This is a genomic window from Streptomyces sp. 549 (assembly GCF_030124175.1).
Taxonomy (GTDB): Bacteria; Actinomycetota; Actinomycetes; order Streptomycetales; family Streptomycetaceae; genus Streptomyces.
The window spans coordinates 1-15118 of record NZ_JASKMT010000048.1 but is presented as its reverse complement, the minus strand read 5'-3'; the positions used below and the strand labels follow the sequence as shown (position 1 = coordinate 15118).

17 protein-coding genes are annotated in these 15118 nt (G+C 68.6%); 7 read left to right on the top strand and 10 right to left on the bottom strand.

What is annotated here, in order from left to right; genetic code table 11:
* Window positions 1-439: 439 nt before the first annotated feature.
* The 10 genes from QNO07_RS27110 to QNO07_RS27065 all read right to left on the bottom strand — a co-directional run bounded on the left by QNO07_RS27110 (window position 440) and on the right by QNO07_RS27065 (window position 6912).
* Entirely contained in the window at window positions 440-2941 is a 2502-nt protein-coding gene (locus QNO07_RS27110; RefSeq protein ID WP_283995181.1) for a putative type IV secretion/conjugal transfer ATPase, read from the bottom strand.
* A gap of 292 nt (window positions 2942-3233) precedes the next feature.
* A complete protein-coding gene (locus tag QNO07_RS27105) occupies window positions 3234-4274 on the bottom strand; it encodes a conjugal transfer protein (RefSeq protein WP_349636881.1) in 1041 nt (346 codons plus the stop codon).
* 68 nt (window positions 4275-4342) lie between these two features.
* Window positions 4343-4705: a hypothetical protein gene (locus QNO07_RS27100; protein WP_283995180.1), complete on the bottom strand. Its 363-nt coding sequence runs from the start codon at window positions 4703-4705 to the stop codon at window positions 4343-4345.
* 14 nt (window positions 4706-4719) lie between these two features.
* Entirely contained in the window at window positions 4720-5103 is a 384-nt protein-coding gene (locus QNO07_RS27095) for an RRQRL motif-containing zinc-binding protein (RefSeq protein ID WP_502961954.1), read from the bottom strand.
* Between the two features lie 85 nt (window positions 5104-5188).
* A complete protein-coding gene (locus tag QNO07_RS27090; protein ID WP_283995177.1) occupies window positions 5189-5425 on the bottom strand; it encodes a hypothetical protein in 237 nt (78 codons plus the stop codon).
* A 5-nt stretch (window positions 5426-5430) separates the two neighbouring features.
* Window positions 5431-5598: a pRL2-8 gene (locus QNO07_RS27085; RefSeq protein WP_283995175.1), complete on the bottom strand. Its 168-nt coding sequence runs from the start codon at window positions 5596-5598 to the stop codon at window positions 5431-5433.
* Window positions 5598-5909, bottom strand: a complete 312-nt coding sequence (locus QNO07_RS27080) for a hypothetical protein (protein ID WP_283995174.1) — start codon at window positions 5907-5909, stop codon at window positions 5598-5600. Before QNO07_RS27080 ends, QNO07_RS27085 begins: the two co-directional genes overlap by 1 nt.
* Before the next feature lie 4 nt (window positions 5910-5913).
* Window positions 5914-6120, bottom strand: coding sequence for a hypothetical protein (locus QNO07_RS27075; protein ID WP_283995173.1), 207 nt, complete (start codon window positions 6118-6120; stop codon window positions 5914-5916).
* A gap of 1 nt (window position 6121) precedes the next feature.
* On the bottom strand, window positions 6122-6256 hold the full coding sequence (locus QNO07_RS27070; RefSeq protein WP_283995171.1) for a hypothetical protein: 135 nt from the start codon (window positions 6254-6256) through the stop codon (window positions 6122-6124).
* A 5-nt stretch (window positions 6257-6261) separates the two neighbouring features.
* Window positions 6262-6912, bottom strand: a complete 651-nt coding sequence (locus tag QNO07_RS27065) for an RNA polymerase sigma factor (RefSeq protein ID WP_283995170.1) — start codon at window positions 6910-6912, stop codon at window positions 6262-6264.
* A 215-nt stretch (window positions 6913-7127) separates the two neighbouring features.
* Between QNO07_RS27065 and QNO07_RS27060 the strand changes: the two genes are divergently transcribed.
* The 7 genes from QNO07_RS27060 to QNO07_RS27030 all read left to right on the top strand — a co-directional run bounded on the left by QNO07_RS27060 (window position 7128) and on the right by QNO07_RS27030 (window position 14507).
* Window positions 7128-7877, top strand: a complete 750-nt coding sequence (locus tag QNO07_RS27060; RefSeq protein ID WP_283995169.1) for a GntR family transcriptional regulator — start codon at window positions 7128-7130, stop codon at window positions 7875-7877.
* A gap of 383 nt (window positions 7878-8260) precedes the next feature.
* Window positions 8261-11734, top strand: coding sequence for a DUF927 domain-containing protein (locus QNO07_RS27055; protein ID WP_283995168.1), 3474 nt, complete (start codon window positions 8261-8263; stop codon window positions 11732-11734).
* A complete protein-coding gene (locus tag QNO07_RS27050) occupies window positions 11734-12300 on the top strand; it encodes a hypothetical protein (RefSeq protein ID WP_283995166.1) in 567 nt (188 codons plus the stop codon). Before QNO07_RS27055 ends, QNO07_RS27050 begins: the two co-directional genes overlap by 1 nt.
* A gap of 173 nt (window positions 12301-12473) precedes the next feature.
* A complete protein-coding gene (locus tag QNO07_RS27045; RefSeq protein ID WP_283995165.1) occupies window positions 12474-12650 on the top strand; it encodes a hypothetical protein in 177 nt (58 codons plus the stop codon).
* Window positions 12647-13102, top strand: coding sequence for a hypothetical protein (locus QNO07_RS27040; protein WP_283995164.1), 456 nt, complete (start codon window positions 12647-12649; stop codon window positions 13100-13102). The genes QNO07_RS27045 and QNO07_RS27040 overlap by 4 nt, the downstream gene beginning before the upstream one ends.
* Before the next feature lie 227 nt (window positions 13103-13329).
* Window positions 13330-14106, top strand: coding sequence for a ParA family protein (locus tag QNO07_RS27035; protein ID WP_283995163.1), 777 nt, complete (start codon window positions 13330-13332; stop codon window positions 14104-14106).
* Window positions 14103-14507 carry a hypothetical protein gene (locus QNO07_RS27030; protein ID WP_283995161.1) on the top strand — a complete coding sequence of 135 codons (405 nt, stop codon included), beginning with the start codon at window positions 14103-14105 and terminating at the stop codon, window positions 14505-14507. Before QNO07_RS27035 ends, QNO07_RS27030 begins: the two co-directional genes overlap by 4 nt.
* Window positions 14508-15118: the final 611 nt, after the last annotated feature.

The following is a 15118-nucleotide window of genomic DNA, read 5'->3' as shown; positions in this document are numbered from 1 at the left end:
GGCCCAGCCGAAATTCCGGAATTCGCGGAGCGAATCCGAATTCCCACCCAGAATGCCGCAAGCGGCATTCCTAAAGCCGCTTCGCGACTTTTTCCGTGGCTTATCGCCTCTCTTATCTACGCTTTCCAACCCGCTTACTCGCGCTTCGCGCTTCGCTGAATTCAATTCAAACTCCCGACCATCAGAGCCCTTTATAGACTTCCGCGAGGATTGTTTTTCGACTCATTCCAACGCCTATTCCAACACTCTCTGAAACTGTTCTCCAGCGACACGCGGGAAGGCTATTGACTGAATTCCGCGCCCCTATTCTCTCTCTATTTGAAGTGCATCAGCTCTTGAATCCCCCATGTAATGTTGGCGGTTTTGCGGGACACCCCCCGGCGCTTTGGGCACAGAAAAGCCCCCTCCGGAGAGGGGGCCGTTTCTGTGTTTCCGCAGGTCAGACAGCGTCTCCCTGCTCTGCCTCCGTCTCGCTTTCTTCGCGCTTTTTGATGCCGCGCTGTTCGTAGTAGGTGATGAGCTGTTCCAGCGTGAACTTCTCGTCGCGGCCCTCACCGATACCGGTGGGGAATCCGTTGTTCACGCCCTTGTCGCGGCGGGACTTGTGGGTGCGGATCAGGCCCGCTTCGATGTCGTAGCCGCGGGCCTGCATCTCGCGGGCGATGTCGGCCACGCTGAGGAGCACGGGGGCCGCCAGAGGGTCCTGGAAGCCCTGTCCGCCGGCCTGCCCGGGGATGAGCCGCAGCCTGTCACGCTGGGGTGTCACGCCGGGTGTCACGTCGTTGGGGTGCGTGACACCGTGACCTGCGGTTTCGTCCCTCAGACCCCCCTCTGAGGCCCCGTTCGGGGTGTTGGGGCCAGCGTCACGTGACAGGCCCTCTACGCGGCCCTGGAGGAGCTTCGGGATGCCCTCGGGGCTGTGCTCGGGCGGCTCGCTGTAGAGGCCGTGGTCGTTCCACGCGTGGGTGCTGCGGAGCTGCTGGTAGAGCTTGTTGTAGAGGTCCTTGGCCTCCTCCTCGGTCGCGGGCCGCCTTTCCCCGTCCTCTCCGTCAAGGAATAGGTAGGGCGTCTGATAGGAGAAAGGCACGCCGTTCGTGACGGTGACCATCAGCCCGGCCTTCCGCACATTCGGCGGCGCTGTGTTCTTCGGCATTCCGGTAATCCGCTCCCACTGGTGAGGGTCGTAACTACCGAGCACCTTGAACGGGAAAAGAGGCCGGAGGGACTGGCCGCTAAATTCGTTGTCCTTGAAGTCCTGGAACACCGCGAGAATGTGCACGTTCGCCGCGCGCCCGAACCGGAGGATCTTTCCAACCGCCTCTTCCCAAATGGGATCGGCGGCGGGGTCCTTGTCATCGCCTTTCTTTACCCGAATCTTGTTCCACACGTTCCGGAGAATCCCGGCAAGCTCGTTGCTCTCTTCCAGGAACATGTAGAGCGGCGGGAACCCCTTTTGCGTACCCTGCTTGATTTCGTAGAAGCGGGCCATAACCACTTCGGCTACCCAGTAAATAGCCTCGCGCATGTCCTGGCCGTTCTGCGGGTCCTGGTAGAGGTAGACGCCGGGAATTCCTTCGAGCGGGGCGAGGCTGATGAGCTTCGGGTCAACGCCGACGATGATGCCGCCCTTCATGAGCATCTGGACGGCGAGCCACTGGAGGGTGGTGGACTTTCCACCACCGGAGCCGACCGAGTAGGCCCAGTGCGCATTGTTGCCGGTCATCTCGCGGATAACCAGCTTGTTGTGCTCGTCCACTCCGAGGAGGAACTCGTCCGGCGCCAGGTTGGCCAGGGCCTCCTGGATGCGCGGCTCCTCGATGTCGACGGCCTTCGGGGGCGCGGGCGCGGGGGCCGGCGGCTTGGGCGGCGGCTTGTGGGTGTAGACGGCGGTGGCGTGCTCGCCCCGGAACGAGTACCGACCGACCCACTCGCCCGGCAGGCGGGAGTTGATGAGGGAGGAGACGGCCTCCTTCTCCAGGTCCGAGCCGCGGAACGTCCAGGGCAGGCGCAGGACGATGCGGGCGCCCGGGTCGGCCAGGCGCGCGGGGAGCTGGAGCCACCGTTCGCGCGGCTCGTCGTCGGGGAGGTTCAGGTCGTCGCGCAGGATCGTCCAGATCTTCGGGCCGTACACGACGTCGTCGCCGGGCGGGACCGGCACCAGCTTGGGCAGGAGCGGGCCCAGCGCCACGGTGGAGGCCAGGGCGACGAGGAGGGCCCAGCCCGTCCAGGCCGGGACGAGGAGGGCCACCAGGGCGGCGGTGAGGAGGACGCGGACCAGGCCGCGGGCGGCGTAGGGCCAGCAGTGCCACGCTCCGAGAGTGCGGGCCAGGAGGCGGACGCGGGGCGCCACGGCGGCGTAGACGGTCGTCGCGACCCGCCAGGCCGTGCGCGCCGAGCGGGCGGTCCAGAGGGCGGCACGGACCGCCTGGTCCAGTGCAGCGGCCCCCCGGCCCCGGTAGGTCGTCAGCCAGGCAGCGGCCTGGCGTGCCCAAGGGTTGGGCTGCCGGCGGCGCTTCTTGACCAGGCTCACCCGGGGCGGCGCCAGGGCGACCGACGCCATCGAGGCGGCCGGGGCCTCCAGGGTGGTCAGCCGGGTGCCGGCGGACCAGGTCGTGGCCGTGCTGCGGGGGGCGCCTCGCAGCTCCCGGCCGCCGTAGAACCGCAGCACGGCCCAGACAGCGCGGACCAGGGAGCGCACGGCGCCGTAGGCGGCCAGGAACGGCCGCTTCCAGCTCCCGGGGGTCCGGGTCTTGACCGGGCCGCCGGCTGTCTTCTTGCGCTTGCTCGCGGCGTCGGCGTACACGCCCAGGAGAAGCAGCAGGCCGAACATGGTCAGGTTGCCGCCCGGGAGGATGCCCGCAAGGCCGTCCCAGACGGTGACGAACCAGCCGCCCTCCTGGGCGTCCGGCTCGGGTGGTTGGGCCGCGAGTGCGGCGGTCATGCTGTGCACGGAGTTCCCCTCGCGTACGTGGGGGACCCGGCCGCCCAGCAGGTGGTTGATCTCTGGCAGGAGAACCTGCTGGGCGGTGCGTCCCCTCCGGCGGGTCGGACACCCGTGACGTGGGGTGCCCTCACTTTGTAGAGGTGTGGAAATCGGCGGCCGTGTGACAGTCCGGCCGGAACTGCTTGCGGTCCAGTGCTACTCAGCCGGGCTTGCCCGATGGCTTGCCCTGGCCACGAACGGGGGGCTTGCCCAGGGGGTATCCGGGCTTGCCCACCGTTCGGCGGACGGGTCAGATGTACTGGCCGACCTGCGCGGGCTCGGCCTGCTGGGAGTCCGCCTTGGCTTCGCGGATGTACTTGCTGACGGTGGCCTGGAACGCCTTGTCGTCGGCGTCGCGGCCGTGGCGGGTGGCTACGGCGTCGACCACGTGGCGGACGTCCTGGACGCCGCTGGCGACCATCTCGCGGACGTCGGCGCGCATGGACTTGCCCTTGGCCTTGGCGTTGCGGACGACCTGGAGGGCCGGGCGGACAGTTGTGGTGTTTTCTGCCTGGTCAGAGGTGGTGTCGGTCGGATATCCGCTGGTGTCCGTGCGGACGGTGGCGTCGTGGGCTCGTGAGGCCGTGACGTCACCAGCGGATGCGGCGGGGAGAGCCGGGGTGGTGTCGGCGGACGCCAGGGCCGGGGCGGCGGGTGCGGCGCCGCCGAACATCCGGTGAAGGGCCGCGTCCGCGCCGCCCGAGATCCGCTGGCGCTGGATGTCCATCAGGTCCACTCCGAGGCGGACGTCGCCGCTGCCGACCTGCCGGGCGAGCCGCCACGACTTCCTGACGGACGCCTTGCGGGCCCGCTTGGAGGGGTGCGACTCCGCGCGGGCCTGGTGGTAGGCCAGGTCCCGGACGATCGCGGCGGCGCGGGTCTCCGCTTCGACGTCGCGGCCCTCCTGGTAGATGACGACCCGGCGGGACAGGAACGCGATGCCCTCGGCCGCAGCGGTGATGGCCATCGGGGTCAGGGCGTAGACGATGGCCTCACCCAGGCCGTTGGCTGCGGTCGCGCCCATCACTGCTGCGGCGGCCGGCAGCGCCCACAGGCCGATGCGGACCGGGGTCGGGGCCGACTGCCCGAGCAACGTGGTGACGAGCAGGACCAGGGCCAGGACGGCGGTCGCGCCCTCACCGGCGGCGAGCGCGCCGACCGCCGTTCCCTCGCCGTACTTGCCACTGATGTTGGTGTAGGTGCCGATGCCACCGGCGACGCCGACCGCGATCATCGGGACGACCGCCGCGACCAGGACGGCCTTCTGCATCTTGCTGAGCTTCTTCTTCACGGGGATTCCTTCCAGGTGTGACGTCACGGCGTCGTGGCGGCGTGACGTCACAACGTCACGAGGGCGGGTCACTTCTTCTTCGCGGGGCGGGGCGTCTCGCGCAGGCTCTTGATGGCGGCGGCCACGCCGATCACGCCGATGCCGACGCCGATCCCGCTGTACGCCAGGCCCTGGCCCATCGCGACGACGGCCGGGGCGGCGACGACCAGGAGGACCGTGGCCGGGGTGCACAGGATCAGCAGACCGACCGCCGCGATCAGGCCGTTGCGGAGCCAGGCCGGGACCGGCTGGGACGGCATCTGCACGACGACGGACGGCTGCTGGGTCTGCGGGATGTAGACCGGCTGGCCCTGCGCGGTGTACGCGACGGTCATCCCGGGCGGGACGACGGGCAGCGGCTGGGGGCTGTAGTGCTGGATCTCGTTGTCCATGGCGGTTCTCTCCTTCACGCCGCGAGGGCGGCCGGGTGGCCGGCGCACGCCGGGCAGCAGCCCAGGGACGTCGGGATGACGTAGGGGTAGGTGACCAGGCAGTCCGGACAGGTCCGGCGGGCGCGCATCATGGCGGCCACCGCGCGGGCCCGGCCCGGCGTCATCGGCCGGACGGGGGCGGCCAGGTCGATGCGGTAGAGGTAGGCGGCGCGGACCGGACGCACCCGGGTAAGCGGGTCGCGGCGGCCGTGCCAGAGGATCTGTGCGGCGACGTCCTGGCCACCGGGCCGCAGCCCGAGGGCGCGGAGCTGGCGGCGCGTGGCCAACCCTTCGGGGGCGAGTCGGCGCGGGTAGGTCGGGATGCCGTACGTCTCGCCGTTCGGGTCGTAGAACTTCACGTCGGTCACCTCCTTGGCTGGCTGGCGGGGTGTGGTGGCCTCATGGACTCGTGAGCCCACGAGGCCACCACGAGGGGCGGGCAGGTCACGGGCGCGGCGGCCCGGAACTGCGGGCCGCGGGGCCCGGCAGGTAGGGCAGGGCGACGGCCAGGCCGACCGCCATCACCCCGAGCGCGGCGATGGCCAGGACCAGGAGGCCGGAGGCGAGCGGCATCCCGCTGCGGCCGACGAGTCCGGCCAGGCCACCGACCACCAGGAGGCCGCCGATCTGCCGGGCGCGGGCCAGGACGTACAGCACGGGGAAGAAGATCGCGGCAGTCATGGCGGTCACCGCACGATCAGGTGGTCGGGGTGGCCGTTGCGCATGTGGTCCACGCACGCCGGGCAGTCCTCACGCGGACCGAGGTCCGCGTGGGCCTCACCGCTGGCGTAGGCGTGGAACCAGCACTGCCGGCACTCGTTCGCGGGCGGGTTCAGGGCCGTCTGGCTCGCCATCACCACCACCCCTTGGCCTTGCGCTGGGCCTTGGCCTGGGCCTCCTGGTACAGGGCCTCGGCCTTGACCTGCTGGGCGGCGGCGACGTCGGCACGGCACCGCGCGTCGGCGTCCTCCCAGATCCGGGCGGCGGCGGCCTCGGCGCGCGGCGACGTCTTCAGGCGCGTCCCCTTGGCGAGCACGAGGGCCGTGGCAGCGGCCAGCCGGGCCTGCTCCCCCGGGGTGAGCACCCAGGTCTCCCGACGCTGGACGGCCTCCAGGCGCTGGACGGCTGCGGTGATGGCACGGTCGAGGGGGCGGTAGTTCGTCATGTCGTCAGCCCTTCCGGGGGTAGGTGTGGCCAGCGGGCGGGTAGGTGTCGCCGATCAGGGGTGCGGCCCCCTCCATGACGACCTCCTCGAACTGGGTCAGCGGCATGCCGGAGGCGGCGCCGCCGGTGCGCTCGGCGTAGGCGGCGTCCAGGCCGTCGAGCAGGCGGTTGGTGCGGTCGTCGTCGTCGTTCTGGGACTCGCGGCGGAACATCTCAGTGACCTCCGAGTCGGGTCTGTGCGGCGGCGGCACGCTGGAGAGCGGCGGCGGCCTCAGCGGCGCGGCGGGCGGCATCTGCGGCGGCTTCAGCGGCCTGGCGGGCGGCCTCGGCCTGGGTGCTGGCGTCCACCGCGATCACCCGGCCAGCGCGACGGACGCGCGGGAGTGCGGGCGGGCGGGCTGCGGGGCGGGCTGGCGGCCGTCGCGCTCGTGCGGCGTGGGCCGCATCGGCAGCGGCGGGCGGCCCTCCAGCTCCGGGCGCAGGGTGCGCAGCGCAGTGTGGAAGCGGCTGGACGACGCCGCGCGACGGCCGATGTAGTCGTTGATCGCGGAGTGCGGCACACCTTCGCAGCGCAGACGGACGACGGTCCGGTACTGCTCGGGCAGGCGGTCAACCAGCGTCGCCAAGTGCGGCGGGAGCTCCGGCATCGGCTCTGCCAGGGCTACGTCCTCAGCGGCCGGAGTCGTCGGCAGGGCGAAGGAAGACAGGGTGTCCGACCAGTCGTACGCCAGCTCGCGGTTGCGGCGGGGCTTGTAGAAGTCGCGCACCGCGTGTCGAGTCAGGGTGGCGAGCCAGCCCATGGCCTGGTCGTCGTCCGCCTGGAGGGTGTTCACCCAGCGGGCGGCCACGAACCAGGTGTCGGAAGCGATGTCGTCGGCGTCGTCGGCGTGGTTGGCCAGGGTCCTGGCCAGCGCCACGACGCGGCGGTTGTAGAGGCGGAACAACCGGTCGAGCCGGTCCGCCGTGGCCGCGTCCAGCGGCTGAGTGTCGATACGATCCGTCACAGGATCGGTCCCTTCTGGCAGGTCAGAACGGGTCTCGGTCTCAGGCCCTGGGCGCGGTGGTAGGACACCGGCCCGGGGCCGTCTGCGTTCGGCATCACAATGACACGGGATTGTGTAACAATGCAAGCGATGGCTACAACATAGACCCGGAAGCGTTGAGATACGGATCTAGGTGCTACGTTGTTTGGGATCCCAATCGCATCAGGAGAGAAGACATGACCAGCGAGAAAGCGAGCCTGCCCGCGACGATCAAGGCCCTGCGCGTGTTCGTTGCGGGCCTGGAAACGGGTGCCGCCCTGCCCTCCGAAGCCGACCTGGCGGACACGCTGGGAAGCAGCCGGGCACTCGTGAACAAGGCCATCGCTCACCTGATGGCCGAGGGCGTACTGATCCGACGAGGAAAGAAGGCAGTTGTGCAGCCCATCCCGACGATCCTTCGGCAGGTGCCGACCCGCTACACGACCCGCTTCCGGGAGGCGCACGGCGCCCGGGGTGCGTTCGATGCGGAGATCCGCCAGCACGGACTTCAGCCGCGGTGGACGACTCAGCCGGGCGAGCAGGAAGCGCCGGCCCACGTCGCCACGGTGCTCGATGTGGAGCCAGGCACCATCGTGGTCACGCGTGCCCGAGAGATGTTCGCGGACGACGTCCCGGTGCAGATCGCGGTGACGTACCTGCCTCGCGACGTCGCCTCATCTGCTGGCGCAAGCGACGTGGACAGCGGTCCGGGCGGCATCATCAGCCGCCTCAGCGAGACCAGCAACCAGCAGACATCCGTGACCGAGACCATCAAGGTCCGCACCCCTGATGAGCACGAGCAGGAGGTGTTGAGGCTCCCGGCCGACTCCAGGGTCTATGAGCTGACACACGCTGCGCGAACCGCACAGGGCCGCTGCGTGGAGGTCACCGTGCACGTCATGCCGGTCCACCTGTGGGACCTGTCCTACACCTGGGACCTCAGCTAATAACACCGGCACCTGGTGTCCGGATTGCCACGTAAGCTCTCCGCACCAACTCAAGATCAATGGCCGGTCAGCACGAAACCCGCTCCTGGACCCTCTTCTGGTGTCGTAACCAGTTGAGGGGTCGTAATCCAGGAAGCGGGTTCGCGTTGGCCTTGGATGTAGCCCACCTGCGAGTGTAAGGCAGGGGTGGGGAGATTTCTCCTCCCCACTCGTGTTCTAGGACACGCACGCTCAACGGTGGGCCCAGAAGGGCACACGTGAATCAGCAGCACCCGCAGACATCGGCGTCTGTGGATGAAGTCCCCAAGCAGCGAGGCCCAAGCGGGACCGTCTCGAAACTCGAACGGGGCGGGCACCCTGCCGGGTGCCGTCCCATCGCTGGCATGAAGCGCGGTTGGTACTACCGCTCGGCTGACCGGATGATCCTGCACCGACAGGACAAGGACGGCCCCGTTCTCACCATCGGCCAGGTGCCGAGGATCACCGCGCAGATCACGCACCTCACCGACGAGGGCGAAGACATCAAGACCGAGTACCTGGCCCTCGGGAAGCGGCAGCGCCGCCCTCGCATCCTCAACGAGGACGAGCTGGACCGTGGCACCTGGGCCTCGAAGCTCGGAGCGCCCCGGCCGACCGGGAACGATGAGCGGCACGCGTTCGCGCGGCTGATCCGCGAGGAGGGCGACGCCGCACCGATCAGCCCGGCCCGGACCTACTACAACGAGGCCGGAGACCTGATCTTTCCCGATGCGGACGCTCAGATCCTGGGCTACCGGGTACTGCGGGGCGAGGAGAAGGAAGCCCGGGAAGCCTGGGACGAGATCGGCTACTGGTCGACGGAGTGCGGGAAGTCCGCGCTGTGCATCGGGTTCATGTTCGTCGGGCCCGTGATCGACGCCCTGGACGTGCTGCCGCACATGCTCAACGCCTACGGGCCCGGCCAGCAGGGCAAGTCGACGGTCCTCACCGTGGCGTGCGCGGCGTTCGGGGACGTCAAGCCACGGCGGCAGAAGATCCTGATGACCTGGGACGCGAGCAAGCAGGGCATCACCCAGTCGCTCCGCACCCGTGGGTTCATGCCGTTGGGACTGGACGAGCACAGCAGCTCGGGACGCAGCATCAAGGAGTCGTCGCGGGAGATCAGCCAGTACGTGGCGGGTGCCCAGCGCTCGGTGGGCACGGCGGACGGCTCCCCTCGCGAGTCGGACGGCTTCTGGAACTCGACGGCGTTCTCGACCAGCAACGAGCCGTTGAAGTTCGAGGGTCAGACCGAGGACCTGGCGTCGCGCCTTCACGAGGTGAGCGCCCCGTTCTTCCCTGACAAGTTCCTCGACTTCGAGGGTGCGCCGGCCCTGCCCGACCAGGCCGGGGCGGAGCACGTCTCGAAGCGGCTCAAGCGGCTGGCGAAGGCGTTCGGCGGTTGGCCTCTGGAGTGGGCGATCCGCAAGGGCATGTTCCGTGCGGAGAACCTGGCTCAGCTCAAGAAGTTCCACCTGCAGCTGTGCGCGAAGCACCGCCCGGCCGAGGGCGGCGTCGCGGGGACCATCGCTGAGATGCACATGGCGTGGGTGGTCGGCGCCCACATGTTCGGCCAGGCCATCGGCGTCCCGGAACTGGGGACGATTGCCGAGAAGGAGGCCGCCGCGCGCCTCCAGGCCGCCATCCTCGTGGCGGCCGAGGCGAACGTGCCGGACGGCGAGCGGCTGTGGAACGCGTTGGACGCGCTCCGCATCGAGACCAGCGCGTTCCCCTCCATGGACAGGCTGCCGTCCGTCGCTGAAGACGGCTTCCGGCGGCTGCGGGGGTTCATCAACCCGGAGACCGGCGAGTGGTGGGTGGTCAATCCCGTCGTGCAGGAAGTCGGTGCTCAGGCCGGGATCGACAACGTGTCCGCCGCTCTGCGGTACCTGGACGACCTGGGAGTGCACATCCGGGGCACCGGAAAGCACGCTCAGCGGCAGCTCCCGAAGTCGATCCGGTACGCGGGTCTGGGTGAGCGGATGCACTGCTTCAACACCCGGCGTGCTGCCGAGCTGTTCTCCCCCGAAGAGAACGAGCCGGAGGGTGGCTCCGACGACGAGTTCCCGAGCGGAGCCACCCCCCGGAGCCACCCCGGAGCCACCGGGGTGGCTCCGGAAAATGAGGCCCTGACCAGCAGCGGAGCCACCGGAGCCACCGGAGCCACCCTTCAGCTCTTCGATCTCACACACGGGGAGGAAGAGAGCACCGGAGCCACCCTCGAAATGGCGGCTCCGCCGATGCCGACCGAGGCGCCGGCGGTGGTGTTCCCTCCGGCTCGGGCGTATCAGGCCGGAGACGAGCGGCTGGACAAGCCGTGGTTGCGGCTGGAGATGAAGGCCAAGGGCCGCACCCGGGGCGCGCTGGACTTCGGCGTCCTCGGGGACCGGTACTTGTACCTGCCGAACCACGAGCCGGTCTCGGTGCCGCTGCCCGGCAACGTCGACCAGGTCCCGGACCTGATGGCCGCCTACGGGCTGCGGACGCTGTGGGTGCACGAGTCGGCGGCGCTGGCCATGGGCCTGCCGACGTACGACGAGCGGGTGCCGGAGGACCTGGAGGAGTACGTGGGCGCGCAGGGTCCGACGCCGCACGAGTGGGCCACTCCGCGGCCCGGGTCGGACCTGGTCGTGCAGAACGAGGGGATCTCGTGCTGGATGACGCTCAAGACCCGGGGCGGCGAGGGTGACCGGCTGTCGGTGGCGCTGCCGCTGTACGACGACCGGTTCGACCGTGCCGACGAGCCCGGCCGGGGTGGGTTCGGCGCCGCACCGACGCCCGAAGCGCTGCTGGACGCCTACATGGTCTACCTGCTGTCCACGGTCCATGGATCGCCGGAGAACCCGCAGGTGATCCCGTACTACCTCTCCCCGAACGTCACTGCGGCTGACTTCGCTGGCAGCGCGAAGAACAGCGTGATGTCCCCGATGGTCCGGGGCCGGGAGGTCCCGCCGGTAGAGGCGAAGATCAAGCCTCTGGTGAACATGCAGTGGACCCGGCCGGTTGAGGAGATCACCGAGGCTGAGCGGGCGTGCGGGTGGATTCACCAGTACGACAAGAACGCGGCCTGGCTGGCGGCGTTCGGCTCGGTGTGGCTCGGTGTCGGTGACCCGACGCACTACCCCCAGGGCCGGGCGTTCCTGACGAACAAGGCCGGGTACTGGCGGGTGCGCGAGCTGCCGGACCTGGCCCTTGAGGGCCTGCCGAAGCTGAACATCCAACCGGCCCCGGAGGGCGGGTTCTGGCTGCGGACGCCGGGTGTCGACCTGCTGATCGAGAAGTTCGAGGGCTGGACCCCCGACGTCCTGGAGGCGTGGGTGTGGGAGACCAGCAAGCGGGCGCTGTACGGGATGTACGACAAGCTGCGGGTCTCCCGTGAGCGCATCCTGGCCAGTGCCCAGGAGGGCCGCCCCGGGGCCCGGTACGCCAAGCAGGTGTCCGGGATGCTCTACCAAAGTTTCCGTGGCTACCTCAGCCGCCGGGAGCCCAAGACCGACCACAAGACCGGCCTGCCCTACGAGAAGGACATCTGGTGGCGGCCCGACTGGGCACAGATGATCCTCGACCTGGCCCTGGCGAACACGTACCGCAACCTGGCGGCGTTCGCGGCCAGTGGGCACCACCCGCTGAGTCTGCGGGTCGACGCGGTCACCTACGCCTCCGACGTCGCTGACCCGGTCGCGGCGAAGCCCGACGCGATGCAGCTCGGGACCGGCGGCAAGGAGTGGAAGGCCGAGTACAGCGTCCCGGCCGGGGAGCTCCTGCCCGTCCTGGATGAGGTCAAGAAGATGGCCAAGGCCATGCACCTGTACCACTCGAAGCAGAAGGGTCAGAGCTGATGGGATTGTTCGGACGCCTCTTCGGGCGGGGCAAGAAGGAGCAGCCCGAGGGCCAGCCGGAGGAGGCCGGGCAGGCTCCGGCGCCGCAGCCGGCACCCGAGCCTGCGGCGCCGGCCGCCCAGCCGGAGCGCAAGCGCGGGTTCCTGGGCAAGGTCAAGGACCGGCTGCGGGGCAAGGCCAAGAAGGAGGAGGCGCCGCCGGGCGAGGAGGCGCCGCCCGCGGCTCCTCCCGCTCCTCCTGGTCCTCCGAGTGGACCGCCGACCGGCGGGGGCGAGGAAGGCGAGGAGCCCGGCGAGGAGGAGGAAGAGGACCCGTACGCGGACGCTCCCTCCTCGCTGCACGTCGCCATCCCCGGGACCTGGAAGACGAGCAAGCGCAAGTGGCTGGGCGTCGTGGAAGGCACGCTGCGCGGGCCCGACGTCGTGAAGTTCCTCAAGGCCATGGACAAGGGCACCAAGGCCGAAGTCGCCGACGCGATCCAGCTGGTGTGCGACGACTTCGGCGACGGCTCGTTCGGGGCAGCCGTAGAACTGGACGGCTCCTCTTGGAGCACCCCGAGCTACTGACTCGCAGGGCCGGGCCGCCCCCATCTTCGGGGCGGCCCGGCCCTGTCCACAGGCCGTTCATGGCGTCATGAGTTCACGAGCCCACGGGGTCATCACTCGTTCGAGGAAAGGCCCCTCGATCCAGCCCTGCCAAGCGGCAGGATGTTTCCGACCACTCCCGAAAGAGGACTCCTATGTTCTTGCCCGTCGCCCCGATCGAAGAAGTCTCCCCCTCCTCACAAGTCGGCCCCGACGAATGCGAACAGCTCCTCGACCGCCTCATCCTGCATAGCTGGCTCGCACCCCGCCCAACAAAGGCCGGCACCTGGCTGGGCAGCCTCACCATCAGCAGCTCGGACGTGGACCGGTGACCGGACAGCCACTGCCGCTGCGTGTGGCCATGCAGATCCCAGAGGTCATCAACGAGATGACCGAGACCCTGGCGAAGTACGGCGGAACCGTCGAACGCTCCGCACTCGATGACGGCCTGCGTCGCTGCTGGGCGGAAGCCGAGCCCGAGACGCGCGCCTGCGTCCTGCTCACGCTCGCCTGGTCGGCCCAAGGCGACGACATCCCGCTCAGCGACGACACCGCAGGCGTCTACGCTGACGACTTCGGGAAGTACGTCGAAGCCTTCGAGGGCGACTCCGAGGCATGGCACGGCAAGTCGTTCCCGATGATGCCGTTGCCCGGAACGGCCGGCACTCTGGCCTCTTCGCTCGGGTTCGACCGCGAGGAGACCGACCTCACCCTCAAGACCGCGTTGCTGCTCAAGACCTCCATCTATCGCGATCCCACCAGGATGCCCAGCCCCAACAGGTGATCCCTGGAACGCTGCCCAGCAGGGCCCGCACCGGCCGACCGGTGCGGGCCCTGCTGCTGTCGTGTGGGTTGTCGCGCCAAGGGTGCTGTCGTCTGGTGTGACCTGGGCTGATACCCCGAAACCCCCGCCCCTCCAGAAGACGCGACAGGGGGCGCGACAGGCCCTTTCGTGGGTTCCCGGCCCCGTGAGGCCGTGACGTCACCAAGAAGGCGTCTACGCTGCCGCCCATGGACATCTACGCCATGACGAACCAGAAGGGTGGTGTCGGCAAAACCGCCAACACCATCAACCTGGGTGCGGCGATTGCCGAGCACGGCCGCCGCGTACTGCTGGTCGACTGGGACCCCCAGGGCCACATGACCGAAGCCCTAGGGGTGAGCGAGAGCCCGGACGGCCGGACCATGAAGGGGTGGGTCCTCGGGGAGTGGACCGGCGACCCCCACGAACTGGTCGTCGACTACCGCGAGCGGCTCCACGTGCTGCCCACCAACATGGACATGTTCATGTTGGACAAGGGGTTGTACTCGGCAACCGCCCGCGAGATGCGGCTCTCCAAGCTCCTCGCCCGGTTCGAGGACGACTACGACGCCTGCGTGATCGACGCACCGCCCTCCCTCGGGATCGGCACCGAGTGCGCACTGATGGCCGCACGGCGCAGGCCCGGCAAGCGCGGCGGCCTCCTGGTTCCCGTGGAAGCTGAAGACTCCAGCATCCGGGCCCTGCGCCTCCTGCTGCGACAGGTGGCGATCCTGTCCGACGACATGGACGTCGAGATCCCCATCCTGGGACTGATCCCCACCCGGTTCGACACCCGGGACGGCGAGATCGTCTCCTCCATGCTCGAAGCGTTCCGCGGACTGGGAGAGCCCCCGGTCATCGCTGAGATCAAGAAGCGGACCGACATCCGCAAGGCATGGCGGGCCCGGGTCCCGGTCCTGGAGTACGACTCCAAGTGCGAGGCATCCGGCTGGTTTCGCGACCTGGCAAAGGTGGTGCTGGCATGAACGCAGCACGGTCGCACACTCCCGCACCCGACCTGGGCGGACTCGGGGAGGACTGGGAACGGCTCAAGAAGCTGCGGCGCGGCGAACCTCAAGAGGCCGGCAGCCCAGACCAGGAACAGCAGCACGACGACGACCAGGCCGCCGCGCCGCGCCGACGTCGCCAGTCCGTACCGGGGCGAAGCCGCGGGGGCCGACGCCCACCGCCCGCCGCCGCCGACGCAGTCCCCACGACCGTGCGGTTCGACCCCGAAGAGTCCTCCCGAATCGACCGGTTCATTCTGGAGCTCCGCGACGACGCCGGACGCCGCGCCCTGGACAAAGCAGAAGTGGTCCGGGAATTGATCCGAATGGGAATGGAACACGAGCCGACCAGGAAAGCCCTACTGCGGCGACTGCGATAAACGCCCCAATAGGCATCGGCCCGATATCCACTGACCAGGTAGCAAACCACAGCAACAGGCCCGCAACGCTGCATGCGTTGCGGGCCTGACCTGCATAAACGCCGGTCTAGTGACGTCATGAAGTCACGAACTCACGACGTCACCAAGACCCTTGAATAACCACTCCCTCCCAATTGCTACTTTCCTCGCCCATCGGTTCGAAAATACCTGTAAGCCTTATGGACGGAAACTGAACAACTGGCAAGAATGCCGACCAATTTAACTGCCATAATCGCTAATGAAACTGGCTCCATTTCGCCTTCTCCTATACTTGAATTCGGAACACATAACGCCCTCCTATTTAGCGCATAAACTTTAGCGCATACCTTCATTATACGCCATAACTTGCATTTGGGTGGCCGCGATAAAGCGACTCAAAGACGCTCCGCGCCTTTTACATTTCCCCTGCGGGGAAATTTCCACGCTCTACGCTGCGCTCCAAACGTGGAATACAATTCAGCTCTCCTGTTTCGCTGCGCTCCACAGGTAGGCAATTGCATTCGCTCCGCGAATACAATTCCGGTCCATCCATGGCGCTTCGCGCCATGGAAAGCCCGGCTGGGCCAAGTCGG